This window comes from Gemmiger formicilis, from assembly GCF_016900095.1.
Lineage (GTDB): Bacteria > Bacillota > Clostridia > Oscillospirales > Ruminococcaceae > Gemmiger > Gemmiger formicilis_A.
Genome location: NZ_JACJJP010000004.1, coordinates 135,384 through 147,366, shown reverse-complemented (window position 1 = coordinate 147,366; position 11,983 = coordinate 135,384). Strand labels below are relative to the sequence as shown.

Sequence of the window (11,983 nt, the reverse complement as noted above, 5' to 3'; positions counted from 1 at the left end):
ACCATGGCCAAGAAACTCGTCATCGGGCTGTTCTGCCTGATTCTGGGCGGCAGCTTTCTGGTGTTCAACATCTTCAGCCGGCAGCTTTCGGGGGATAACCACGAAAACCGCCTGCTGACCACCCTGCCGGAGGTGTTCCAGGGGTCTTTGTCCGGATTGCCCGGCCGCCTGGATCAGTTCATCGCCGACAATTCGCCCTTCCGGTACCAGCTCACCGCCCTGGATGCCGCCATCGACTACACCCTCTTCGGCACCAGCCAGAGCGACCAGGTTCTGCCCGGCAAGGAGGGCTGGCTCTATTATAAGGATGGCCCCGACGCCGCCCGCCCGGTGGCCAACTACCAGGGCCTGCCCGAAACCTTCGACAGCGAGGAGACCCTGGCAGCGGCCGCGGCCTCCCTGCAGCGGCTGTCCGACACCCTGGCCCGGAAGGAATGTACCCTGGTGCTGGACCTGGCACCCTCCAAGGACCGGGTCTACCGGGAATTCATGCCCGACGCCTATCCCATCGTCAACGAGGAAAACCGCACCGACCGTTTCGTGGCCTACATGACCGAAAACACTTCGGTGGCCATCAGCTGGCCTTACGAGGCGCTGCGGGCCGAGGTGCTGCGCCGGATGCAGGCGGGGAAGAGTGCACTTTATTTCAAGACCGACACCCACTGGAACCACGCGGGGGCCCTCTTCGGCCTGGACGGAGCGTTGTCCGCCGCCGGGCTGGAAGCGGTGGAGTTCTCTCAATATGAGCTGGGGGACAACGGTATCCAGACCGGGGACCTGGCCAACGTGGCGGCCCTGTACACCGTCCTGCCCGAAGAGCACGACCTGGCCGCCGTGAATTACACGGCACTGTACCCGTCTGATTCCCGCACCGTGGGGGTGGTGGGGGACAGCTTCAGCGGGTACTATGTGCAGTATCTGGAGCAGCGCTTTGCGTCCAGCTGGTACCAGGCCCCCGAAACCATGACCCCCGCCCTGGCCGAAGACCCGGGGTGTGATGTGCTGCTCCTTTCGGTCACCGAGCGCAATCTGGACAAGCTGCTGACCATTCTGGGGCAGTTTTGAACCCCTTTTACCCCGCAAAAGATAACAATTTGGCGGCAAAAAGGTGCAAAAGGCTTGCATTTTGTACGCGGGTGTGGTATATTCTTACTGTTCGATGATGATTTTTTTACTGAAAGTGGGCCGTTTGGTCCGCTTTCTTTTTGTGATAGGGGGTTACTATGGCAAAAGCCAAGCACCAGCAGCCCGGCGGCGCGGCCGCCGCAGTGGAAGCCATTGTCCGCCCGGTGGTGGAACAGATGGGGCTTCGCCTGTGGGATGTCCGGTTCGAAAAGGAAGGTCCGGACTGGTTCCTGCGGGTCCTCATCGACCGGGACGAACCGCTGGACACCGACACCTGCGAGGCCGTGTCCCGGGCCATCGATCCGCTGCTTGACCAGGCCGATCCCATTGACCAGAGCTACTATCTGGAAGTGGGCAGCCCCGGGTTGGGCCGCCGCCTGACCCGCCCCGAGCATTATGAACTTCTGGCCGGGCAGAAATGTGCCGCCCGTCTCATCCGTCCGGATGAGCAGGGCCGCCGGGAGCTGGAAGGCATCCTGGTGGGGCTGGAAGACGGTGTCGTGACCCTGCGCACCGAGCAGGGGGACGCAACCTTCCCCCTCAAGAGCGCCGGCTTTGTCAAGCTGTGCGATGACGAAAACCTCTTCGGCTGAAAACGCAATACCCGCCGCAAAATGGCTGACATATACATCACTTTGGGAGGATACCGGAAAAATGGCTACTGCATCCAACAACGAATTCTTTGAAGCCCTGGCCGCACTGGAGAAGGAGCGCGGCCTGCCCGCCGACTACCTGATCGACAAGATCAAGGCCGCCATCGTCATTGCAGTCAAGAAGGACTATGAGGTCGAGGACGACAACGTCATCGTGGACATCGACCCCGAACTGGGCACCTTCCGTGCCAGCCTGATGCGGGACATTGTGGAAGAGGTGGAAAACCCCCACACCCAGATCAGCCTGGAAGACGCCCAGCGGGTGCGCAAGTCCTACAAGATCGGTCAGCGCTTTGTCACCCAGCTCAAGACCAAGGAATTCGGCCGCATTGCCGCCCAGACCGCCAAGCATGTGATCCGGCAGGGCCTGCGGGAAGGCGAGCGCAGCCTGCAGTGCAGCGAAATGCAGTCCCGTGCCCACGAGATCATCTCCGCCACCGTGGTTTCCGTTGACCACGAGCGCGGCAACGTGGTGGTGGACCTGGGCAAGGGCGGCAGCGCCGTTCTGCCCCGCAACGAGCAGGTCCCCGGCGAGACCTTCACCGAAAACCAGGTGGTTCAGGTGTACGTGGTGGATGTCATCTCCACCGAGCGCGGTCCCCGCGTGACCATCAGCCGCACCCATCCGGGTCTTGTCAAGCGGATGTTCGAGCTGGAAGTGCCCGAAATCTATGAGGGCGTGGTGGAAGTCAAGGCCATCGCCCGCGAGGCTGGCGCCCGCACCAAGATGGCCGTGTACAGCAAGGACCCCAACGTGGACCCCGTCGGTGCCTGCATCGGTGCCCACGGCGCCCGCGTGGAGAAGATTGTCTCCGAGCTGAACGGCGAGAAGATTGACATCATCCGCTGGAGCGAGGACATCACCGCCTTCATCTCGGCGGCCCTGTCCCCGGCCAAGGTGGTCAAGGTGGAGCTGCTCCCCGGCGAGAACAAGAGCTGCCGGGTCACCGTGCCCGATCACCAGCTGAGCCTGGCCATCGGCAACAAAGGCCAGAATGTGCGCCTGTGCGCTCACCTGACCGGCTATAATATCGATATCCGTCCGGAATCCGGCTATTACGGCGAGGAAGAAGAATAAATCCCATCCCGCCCACTTTATCCGAAAAGAGGTTTCACCTTGCAGCAGCAACGTCAAAAGAAAGTCCCGGTGCGCCGGTGTGTGGGCTGCAACGCCCAAAAGCCCAAGCGTGAACTGGTGCGCATCGTCCGCAGCCCCGAAGGGGATGTGGGCGTGGACCTGACCGGTAAAAAATCCGGCCGGGGTGCTTATCTGTGCCCGTCGGCGGCCTGCCTGGCCAAGGCCCGCAAGGCCAAACGGCTGGAACACGCCTTCGGCGTTCCGGTGCCGGACAACGTGTACGAGCGCCTGACCGAGGAGATCGCCTGCGCCGAACAAATGGCAAAGGAGGGGACCGAGCGTGCCACATGATTCAAACGGGTTGCTGGGTGCGCTGGGTCTGTGCCGCAAGGCGGGCAAACTGCTGCACGGGTACGACCGTGTCGAGGAAGCCGTTATGCGCGGCAAGGTCAGCCTGGTGCTGCTGGCCTGCGATGCCAGCCCCCGCACCCAACAACACATGAAAGATACCTGCGAAGGCCTTGTTGCCTGCGAAGTCATGCCGCTGGAAACCGCCAGCCTGGCCGCGCTCACCCCGCGGCCCGCGGCGGTGTTTGCGGTAACGGATGAAAACCTTGCGCGGCTGTGCGCAAACCAACTGACCCGATAAGGAGGACCTGCCCATGGATTTTAAGTATAAGATCGCCGACGTGGCCAAGGATTTCGGCATCACCCCCAAGAAGGCCATCGATACGGTGGCCGCCCTGACGGGGCAGAACCGCAAACCCGGCGGCACGTTTGAGGAAAGCGAGGTCAACGGCCTGCTGGAATCCCTGACCCGCGAAACCGCCGTGGCCAGCCTGGATGAGTACCTGGCCTCCGGCAAGCAGCCGGCCGAGCCCAAGAAGACCGAGCCGGCCAAGGCTGCCAAAGCCGAGCCCAAGAAGACCGAGCCTGCCAAGGCCCAGCCTGCAGCCAAGGAAGCCCCCAAGGCTCCCAAAAAGAATGACAACAAGCCTGCCGAGCGCCGCAAGGAAAAGAGCGTGACCATGCAGGAGCTGGCCGCCGACAGCGGCATCAAGAAGCCGGTGGCCACCGAGCAGGTGCAGGTCAACCGCGCCCAGGTGCAGGTGGACACCCGCACCGTGGACGTGAACGTGGATAAGTTCAGCGCCCGCTATGATGATCTGGCCGACAGCCGCAACATGCCTTCCAAGCGCAAGAAGCAGCCTGTGGCCACCAAGCAGAAGTTCCAGAACCGGAACAAGGGCCGCAACCAGTACCAGCGCCGCCGGGAAACCGAAGCCGAGCGCCTGCAGCGCATCCAGCTGGAAAAGGCCCGCAACGCCCAGCTGAAGATCCAGATTCCCGACGAGATCACCGTCAGCGAGCTGGCTTCCCGCCTGAAGCAGAACGTGGCCAAGGTTGTGGCCAAGTTCATGCAGATGGGCGAGATGCACGCTGCCTCCGACGTGGTGGATTTCGACTCCGCCGCCCTGGTGGCCGAGGAATTCCACGCCAAGGTGGAGCGGGAAGTCCATGTCTCCATCGAGGAGCGCCTGTTTGAGCAGGAGGAGGACGCCGCCGAAGATCTGGTCACCCGTCCGCCGGTCGTGGTGGTCATGGGCCACGTCGACCACGGCAAAACCTCCATTCTGGACGCCATCCGCAAGACCAACGTCACCGCGGGCGAAGCCGGCGGCATCACCCAGGCCATCGGCGCCTACCAGGTCAAGAGCGGCGACGACGTCATCACCTTCCTGGACACCCCGGGCCACGAGGCTTTCACCTCCATGCGTGCCCGCGGCGCCAACATGACCGATATCGCCGTTCTGGTGGTGGCTGCCGACGATGGCATCATGCCCCAGACCATCGAGTCCATCAACCATGCCAAGGCGGCCAACGTCAAGCTGATCGTGGCCATCAACAAGATGGATAAACCCACCGCCAACCCCGAGCGGGTCAAGGAACAGCTGACCAAGTACGAGATCGTCCCCGAAGACTGGGGCGGCGACGTGGCCTGCATCCCGGTGTCCGCCGTGACCGGCATGGGTATCCAGGACCTGCTGGAACGCATTGTGCTGGAAGCCGAGGTCATGGAACTGAAGGCCAACCCCAACCGCCGCGCCAAGGGCGCCGTGGTGGAAGCCCGCCTGGACAAGGGCCAGGGCACCGTGGCCACCCTGCTGGTGCAGAACGGTACCCTGCACAAGGGCGATTGCCTGATTGCGGGTACCTCCGTGGGCCGCGTGCGTACCATGCGCAACGACAAGGGCCAGGAAATCACCGAGGCCGGTCCCTCCATGCCTGTGGAGATCACCGGTCTGACCGAAGTGCCCCAGGCCGGCGACCTGTTCGAGGCCGTGGAGGACGAGCGTCTGGCCCGTGAACTGGCCGACCGCCGCCTGACCGAAGCCAAGGAAAAGCAGTTTGCCTCCTACACCAAGGTCACCCTGGATAACCTGTTTGATCAGATGGCTGCCAATGACATGAAGGAACTGCCCATCATCGTCAAGGCCGACGTCCAGGGCTCCGCCGAGGCTGTGAAGCAGAGCCTGGAGAAGATCTCCAACGACGAAGTCCGCGTGCGTGTCATCCATGCCGCCGTGGGTGCCATCAACAAGTCCGACGTCAGCCTGGCTGACGCTTCCAACGCCATCATCATCGGCTTCAACGTCCGGCCTGACCCCATCGCCAAGGCGGAAGCCGAGCAGACCGGCGTGGAAATGCGGATGTACCGCGTCATCTACGACGCCATCAACGATGTCTCCGACGCTATGAAGGGCATGCTGGCCCCCAAGATCCGGGAAGTGGCGCTGGGCGAAGCCCAGGTCCGCCAGGTCTACAAGATCTCTTCCGTGGGTACTGTCGCCGGCTGCCGTGTTACCAGCGGCAAGATCACCCGCGATGCCAAGCTGCGCCTGGTGCGTGACGGCATCGTCATCACCGAGGACGCCATCGCCTCCCTCAAGCGCTTCAAGGACGACGCCAAGGAAGTGGCCGAAGGCTTTGAATGCGGCATCACCCTGGAGAAGTTCTCCGACATCAAGGAAGGCGACGTCTTCGAGTGCTTCAAGCTGGAAGAATACCGCGATTGATTGAACGAGGTTACGACAAATGCCTACCAAGAACCAGGGCCGCATGGCCCAGGATATGAAGCGGGAGCTCATCGCCATCATCGGCGAGATGAAGGACCCCCGCGTGGCGGGCGGTCTGCTGACCGTCACCCGCCTGGACGTGACCCCCGACCTGGATGTGGCCAAGGTCTACATCAGCGTCATGGGCCGGGAAGGGGGCAGCAAGCCGGTGGTGGCCGCTTTGAACAAGGCCTCCGGCCATGTCCGTACCGAAGTCAGCCGCCGTATGCACATCCGCAAAGCGCCCCGCTTTGTGTTTGTGGCGGATGACGGCGCCGCCTATGCGGCCCATATCAACGAAATGCTGCGCGGGCTGGAAAACGACCGCCCCGCCGCGCAAGCCGAACCGCAGGAAGACTGAAGCCTGCCCTCGGCCACTTTTGGAGCGAAGCCGAAGTTTTCGGGTCGCTGGAAAAGAGGTAAGTTATGACGGAATCTGTGGACAGGCAAACCGCTGTACTGCGGCTGCGCGCCGCACAGGATATCCTGATCCTATGCCATAAGAACCCCGACGGCGACACCATCGGCTGTGCCGGGGCGTTGTACCTGGCGCTGAAAACGCTGGGCAAGAACGTTGCCGTGCTCTGCAGCGACCCGATCCCTTCCCTGTATGATTTCATGGAGATCGGCTGGTTCGACTCCAGTTTCACGCCTGCCTTTGTGGTAGCGGTGGATGTGGCCGGCATCCAGCTGTTCGGCGACCGCAACAATGTGCAGAAGTACGCCGAACACGTGGACCTGTGCATCGACCATCATGCCAGCAACAGCGGCTATGCCTACGAGACCCTGCTGGACCCCGGCGCCGCCGCGGCCAGCGAGATCATGCTGGATCTGGTCACCGACATGGGGGTGGAACTCACCCCGGAGATCGCGGCCTGCCTGTACACCGGCATTGCCACCGACACCGGCTGCTTCCGCTTCTCCAACACCACCGCCAAGACCCATATGGCGGCGGCCCGGGTCATCGAGGCGGGGGCCAACATTGAAACGCTCAATGCCCGCCTGTTTGAATCCCGTTCCCGCGCCCGTCTGGAAATTGAGAAGATGGCGCTGGAAAGTCTGGAATATTTCTTCGACGGCCTGTGTGCCATGATCTACCTGACCTGGGACCAGATCGTTACTTCCGGGGTGCCGGGAGCCGAGCTGGAAGACCTGACCAGCCTGCCCCGCTCTATCGAAGGGGTGGAGGTCGGCCTGACTCTGCGCCAGCAGAAGGACGGCAGCTTCAAGATCAGCGTGCGCACCGCCGGCCGTGTGGATGCCTGTGCCATTGCCCGGCACCTGGGCGGCGGGGGACATTCCCGTGCAGCCGGGTGCGAGATCAGCGGCAACCTGGACAACGCGCGCTATGCCATTCTGGACGAAGTGCGCAAGGAACTGGAACGCTGGGGCATGATCGACCATGCCGAGCGCAATCAAGGATAATGGCAGAAAAGGAACCGGTGACAGGCAGCGGCGCCGCAGGGCCCGCTGCCCGGCGCCGGTTCTTGCTATATGGAGGCAACCTATGACCAAGATGACCAACGGCATCCTGCCGGTGGACAAACCTGCCGGCTGGACCAGCTTTGATGTGCTGGCCAAGCTGCGGGGGGCACTGGGCACCCGGCGCCTGGGCCATTCCGGCACGCTGGACCCCATGGCCACCGGTGTGCTGGTGGTGTTTGCGGGCGGGGCCACCGCAGCCGCCGACCGCCAGCCAGACCACGACAAAACCTACGAAGCCACCCTGCGCCTGGGCCTGCGCACCGACACCGGGGACATCACCGGCACCGTGCTGGAAACAGCGCCCGTCACGGCGGGGGAGACGGAACTCCGGGCCGTGCTGCCCCGGTTCCTGGGGGCACAGCAGCAGCTGCCGCCCATGTACTCCGCCGTCAAGGTGAACGGCCAGCCGCTGTACAAGGCGGCGCGCAAGGGCCATACGGTGGAACGCACCCCCCGGCCCATCACCATCTATTCCATCGACTATCTGGGCAGCCCTGCCCCCGGGGATCACACCCTGCGGGTGTCCTGCTCCAAGGGCACCTACATCCGGGTCCTGGCCGAGGACATCGGCGCGGCCCTGGGCCAGCCCGCCACCCTGGCGGCGTTGCGCCGCACCCGGGCGGGGGCCTTCTCCATCGACCAGTGCCACACCCTGCCGGAGATTCTGGCCGCCGCCCAGGACGGCACCCTGGCCGAATCCGGCTGGATGCTGGGGGTGGAGAGCGCCTTTGCCTCTCTGCCCGCTCTCACGGTGGAGGAACCCGCCCGCACCCACCTGTTCAACGGCTGTCCCACCAGCCGGTATCCCGCGGCGGACGGCCGCTATCGCGTGTACGACACCACCGGCCTGTTTCTGGGCCTGGCGGTGGTCGAGGGCGGCGTTCTGCGGGTGGAAAAACTGTTCTGCGAAAGGACCTGACACGATGCAGCAATTGGATATGCAGATCATCCCGGCCATCTCTCCGGTGGATGCCCCCCGGGGCAGCGCCGTGGCCCTGGGCTTTTTTGACGGGGTCCATCTGGGCCACCGTGCCGTCATTTCCGCCGCCGTGACCGAAGCCCGGCGCAGCGGCCTGATGCCCGCCGTCTTTACCTTTGAACTGGCGGAAGGCAGCACTCTCAAAGGCGGACGGATTCTCTCCACCGCCCAGAAACACGCCCGCATCGCCTCCCTGGGGGTGCGGCGCCTGATGGAACCGCCCTTTGCGGATTTCTGTTCTCTGAGCCCCGAAGCCTTTGTGCAGGATATCCTGGTGGGCTGCTTCCATGCCAAGGCGGTGTTCTGCGGGGATAACTTCACCTTCGGCGCCCGGGCCGCCGGCAACGTGCCTATGCTGAAAGAGCTCTGTGCCGCCGCGGGCATCCGTGTCACGGTGGTGGAGATGGCCCGCTACCGGGGCGAGGTGGTCTCCTCCACCCGCATCCGCGCCGCCCTGGAGGAAGGCCGCGTGCCCGACGCCAACGCCATGCTGGGCGCGCCCTACGCCATCGACTGGACCGTCACCCACGGCAAGGGGGTGGGCACCAGCAAACTGGGCACCCCCACCATCAACCAGAATTATCCCGCCGGCACCCTGCAGCCCTGCTGCGGCGTCTACCTCACCCGCATCTGCATCGGCGGCAGCTGGTATCCCTCGGCCACCGGCATCGGGCCCCGTCCCACCGTGGCAGAGGAGGGGGCCGCCGTGAGCTGCGAGACCTATGTGCCGGGCTTTTCCGGCAACGTTTACGGCCAGCAGCCCATTCTGGAATTTCACAAATATCTGTGCCCCGTGCGCAAGTTTGATTCCCTGCAGGCCCTGTCCGACCTGATCACCACCGCCGCCGCCCGCAGCCGGGCCTATTTCCAGGGGCTGGACGGCCACACCGATTGATTTACCGCCTGCCCCGGCGTATAATAGAGCAGGATTTTGCAAAATATACCCAAATCCGGAGGAAACGTCTGTGTTTGAACGCAAGCAGCTGGCCCCCGGCGTGTATCTGACCACGCTGGACGCCGAAAAATTCAACCGCTGCCGCATCACCATCCATCTGCGCTACCCGGCGCTGCGCCGCTCGGCCACCGACGCCGCGGTGCTGCCCTTGGTGCTGGAGCGCGGTTATGCCCAATGCCCGGACATGACCGCTTTGTCCCGCAAGCTGGCCCGCCTGTACGGCGCCGACCTGGGGGTGGACCTGGGCACCGCCGGCACCGACCGGGTGCTGACGGTGGACATCTGCGGAATCAAGGACAAGTTTGCCCTCACCGGGGAAAACCTCAGCGCCGAATACGCCGACATCGCCTTCGGCATCGTGTTTGAACCCTATCTGGTGGACGGCGTCTTTGACCCCGAGGCTGTGCGCATCGAGAAGGAAACCCTGGACCGCCGCCTGCAGGCGGAATACAACAACAAGCGCCTGTACTGCGTGCGCCAGGCCCGCCGCCGTTTTTACGGCGAATCCCCCGCCGGCATCGAGCTGGGGGGCTACCGGGCGGACCTGCCCAAGGTCACTCCCGCCACCCTCAAGGCGGAGTACGACCGCATTCTGGCTTCCTCCTCCATCGATGTGATGGTGCAGGGAGCGGACAGCGGCCGGGTGGCCGATCTGTTGCTGCAAAAGCTGGAAAAGGTGCCCCGCGCACCCCGGCGTTTTGCCTCGGCCATGGCCATGCCCATCACCGAAACCCGCCATTTCACCGAGGAAATCCCCGGCCTGACCCAGGCCAAGCTGTGCATGCTCTTCACCACCGGCACACCGGAGGACCTGCCCAGCATTTCCCAGCTGCGCATGGCTATGGGAGTGTTCGGCGGATCGGCCACCAGCCGCCTGTTCCGCAATGTGCGGGAAAAACAGAGCCTTTGCTATTACTGCGGCTCCAGCGCCCTGCGCTCCACCGGCGTCATGATGGTGGATTCCGGGGTGGAACCCGGCGGGGAAGCCAAGGCAGAAGCCGCCATCCTGAAAGAGCTGGAGGATTTGTGCCGCGGCCCCGTCACCGAAGAGGAGATGGACGACTGCCGCCGCAGCCTCATGTCCAGCATGGATGCCCTGGGCGACAGCTTGGGCGGGCTGGAAAACTGGTACTACGGTCAGATCGCCCGGGGCGAAGCCCTGGCCCCGCCGGAGTACGGCAAGGTGCTCATCCAGGCCGTCACCGCCGAGGAAGTGCGGGAGCTGCTGAACAGCTATCACTATTCGGTCTGCTACGCCGTGACCGCCGACAAAGAGGAGGTGGCACAATGAGTCAGGACCAGACCATGCAGGGCATCCGGGCCAAGGCTGCCGATGCCATCCGCTGCCAGAGCGCCGTGCTGCCCAGCGGGCTGACGGTGCTTTGCCGCACCATGCCGGGCTACAGCACGGTGCACGCCATGTACGCCACCGCCTTCGGGTCCACCACCCGCAAATTTACCCTGGACGGCAAGACGGTGGAACTGCCCGCCGGCACCGCCCATTTTCTGGAACATAAGATGTTCGAATCGGAGCAGGGGGATGCCTTTGCCCTGTACGCCAAGACCGGCGCTTCGGCCAACGCCTTCACCGGCTACGACCGCACCTGCTATATCTTTACCGCCAGCGGCCAGATTGATGAGAACTTGGATATCCTGCTGAACATGGTGGGTAATCCCTGGTTTACCGAGGCCACCATCGCCAAGGAACAGGGCATCATCGGGCAGGAAATCAAGATGTACGACGACAGCCCCGACTGGCGGCTCATGACCGGGCTGTTCCGCTGCCTGTACAAGGACCATCCCATCCGGGACGACATTGCCGGCACGGTGGACAGCATCGCCGAGCTCACCCCCGACCTGCTCTATGCCTGCACCGACGCCTTTTACCGGCCCGGCAACATGGTGCTTTCGGTGGCGGGCAACATCACCCTGGACCAGGCCCTGGACGCCTGCCGCCGGGCAGGACTGGACAAGCCCGCCCCCGACCACAGGGTCACAGTGGAACAAAACAGCCCCGAAGATGCGCCGCCCCAGCGGGAAATGACCTTCTCCATGCCGGTGAACAAGCCCTGCTTTGCCCTGGCCTTCCGGGAAGCGCCCATTGCCCGGGGGGACGTGCGCACCGAGATGCTGACCGACATGCTGCCGGACCTGATCTGCGGCGGACTGACCTCGCTGTACCGCAAGCTGTACGACCAGGCCCTGGTCAACCCCGAATTCAGCGGCGACACGGTGAGCACCTCCGGGTGCTGTGTCATCGCCTTCGCCGGGGAGAGTGAGACCCCCCGGGCGGTGGCCGACATGGTGCGGGAGGAGATTGCCCGTCTGCGCCGGGAGGGCGTGGACCCGGAACTGTTCACCCTGGTCAAGAACCAGATGTACGGCGAAATGCTGGCCGATCTGGAAGGGGTGGAGGATGCCGCCGAAGCCCTGGCCAGCGCCCATCTGCGGGGCAACACCCTGGCCGATGAGATCGAGGCCCTGGCCACCCTCACCGTGGCCGATGCCGACGCGGCCATGCAGTCCATGTTCAGCGAGGACCGCATGACTTATGTGGAAATCCAACCGCAAAACCAATAACATAAGAGGATT

The 11,983-nt window shown here is 63.7% G+C and carries 12 protein-coding genes; all 12 read left to right on the top strand.

Annotation, left to right across the window (positions count from 1 at the left end):
• Nucleotides 1–3 precede the first annotated feature (3 nt).
• The 12 genes from H6B15_RS03475 (at nt 4) to yfmH (ending at nt 11,971) form a co-directional block, all read left to right on the top strand.
• On the top strand, nt 4–1,065 hold the full coding sequence (locus tag H6B15_RS03475; RefSeq protein WP_204646167.1) for an alginate O-acetyltransferase AlgX-related protein: 1,062 nt from the start codon (nt 4–6) through the stop codon (nt 1,063–1,065).
• A 158-nt stretch (nt 1,066–1,223) separates the two neighbouring features.
• Nucleotides 1,224–1,718, top strand: coding sequence for a ribosome maturation factor RimP (gene rimP / locus H6B15_RS03470; RefSeq protein ID WP_204646166.1), 495 nt, complete (start codon nt 1,224–1,226; stop codon nt 1,716–1,718).
• Nucleotides 1,719–1,779: 61 nt separating this feature from the next.
• A complete protein-coding gene (nusA, locus tag H6B15_RS03465) occupies nt 1,780–2,856 on the top strand; it encodes a transcription termination factor NusA (protein WP_204646165.1) in 1,077 nt (358 codons plus the stop codon).
• Between the two features lie 39 nt (nt 2,857–2,895).
• Nucleotides 2,896–3,207, top strand: a complete 312-nt coding sequence (rnpM, locus tag H6B15_RS03460) for an RNase P modulator RnpM (protein ID WP_204646162.1) — start codon at nt 2,896–2,898, stop codon at nt 3,205–3,207.
• Nucleotides 3,197–3,505, top strand: coding sequence for a ribosomal L7Ae/L30e/S12e/Gadd45 family protein (locus H6B15_RS03455; RefSeq protein ID WP_204646159.1), 309 nt, complete (start codon nt 3,197–3,199; stop codon nt 3,503–3,505). Before rnpM ends, H6B15_RS03455 begins: the two co-directional genes overlap by 11 nt.
• Before the next feature lie 13 nt (nt 3,506–3,518).
• Entirely contained in the window at nt 3,519–5,933 is a 2,415-nt protein-coding gene (gene infB / locus H6B15_RS03450; RefSeq protein ID WP_204646158.1) for a translation initiation factor IF-2, read from the top strand.
• 19 nt (nt 5,934–5,952) lie between these two features.
• Nucleotides 5,953–6,333, top strand: a complete 381-nt coding sequence (rbfA, locus tag H6B15_RS03445) for a 30S ribosome-binding factor RbfA (RefSeq protein WP_204646155.1) — start codon at nt 5,953–5,955, stop codon at nt 6,331–6,333.
• A 65-nt stretch (nt 6,334–6,398) separates the two neighbouring features.
• Nucleotides 6,399–7,397: a DHH family phosphoesterase gene (locus tag H6B15_RS03440; RefSeq protein WP_204646153.1), complete on the top strand. Its 999-nt coding sequence runs from the start codon at nt 6,399–6,401 to the stop codon at nt 7,395–7,397.
• A gap of 91 nt (nt 7,398–7,488) precedes the next feature.
• The gene (truB, locus tag H6B15_RS03435; RefSeq protein WP_204646227.1) at nt 7,489–8,376 is read left to right on the top strand and encodes a tRNA pseudouridine(55) synthase TruB; all 888 of its coding nucleotides are present in this window, start codon (nt 7,489–7,491) and stop codon (nt 8,374–8,376) included.
• 4 nt (nt 8,377–8,380) lie between these two features.
• Nucleotides 8,381–9,331 (top strand): bifunctional riboflavin kinase/FMN adenylyltransferase, encoded by a 951-nt coding sequence (ribF, locus tag H6B15_RS03430; RefSeq protein ID WP_243424252.1) that lies wholly within the window; start codon nt 8,381–8,383, stop codon nt 9,329–9,331.
• Nucleotides 9,332–9,401: 70 nt separating this feature from the next.
• Nucleotides 9,402–10,682: an insulinase family protein gene (locus tag H6B15_RS03425; RefSeq protein ID WP_204646150.1), complete on the top strand. Its 1,281-nt coding sequence runs from the start codon at nt 9,402–9,404 to the stop codon at nt 10,680–10,682.
• A complete protein-coding gene (gene yfmH, locus H6B15_RS03420; RefSeq protein ID WP_243424251.1) occupies nt 10,679–11,971 on the top strand; it encodes an EF-P 5-aminopentanol modification-associated protein YfmH in 1,293 nt (430 codons plus the stop codon). Before H6B15_RS03425 ends, yfmH begins: the two co-directional genes overlap by 4 nt.
• The last annotated feature ends 12 nt before the right edge of the window (nt 11,972–11,983 follow it).

What these genes read in the sequence shown, in the direction of transcription:
- H6B15_RS03475 (WP_204646167.1), top strand. Translation starts at nt 4, where the DNA reads ATGGCCAAGAAACTCGTCATCGGGCTGTTCTGCCTGATTCTGGGCGGC.
- rimP (WP_204646166.1), top strand. Translation starts at nt 1,224, where the DNA reads ATGGCAAAAGCCAAGCACCAGCAGCCCGGCGGCGCGGCCGCCGCAGTG.
- nusA (WP_204646165.1), top strand. Translation starts at nt 1,780, where the DNA reads ATGGCTACTGCATCCAACAACGAATTCTTTGAAGCCCTGGCCGCACTG.
- infB (WP_204646158.1), top strand. Translation starts at nt 3,519, where the DNA reads ATGGATTTTAAGTATAAGATCGCCGACGTGGCCAAGGATTTCGGCATC.
- rbfA (WP_204646155.1), top strand. Translation starts at nt 5,953, where the DNA reads ATGCCTACCAAGAACCAGGGCCGCATGGCCCAGGATATGAAGCGGGAG.
- H6B15_RS03440 (WP_204646153.1), top strand. Translation starts at nt 6,399, where the DNA reads ATGACGGAATCTGTGGACAGGCAAACCGCTGTACTGCGGCTGCGCGCC.
- truB (WP_204646227.1), top strand. Translation starts at nt 7,489, where the DNA reads ATGACCAACGGCATCCTGCCGGTGGACAAACCTGCCGGCTGGACCAGC.
- ribF (WP_243424252.1), top strand. Translation starts at nt 8,381, where the DNA reads ATGCAGCAATTGGATATGCAGATCATCCCGGCCATCTCTCCGGTGGAT.
- yfmH (WP_243424251.1), top strand. Translation starts at nt 10,679, where the DNA reads ATGAGTCAGGACCAGACCATGCAGGGCATCCGGGCCAAGGCTGCCGAT.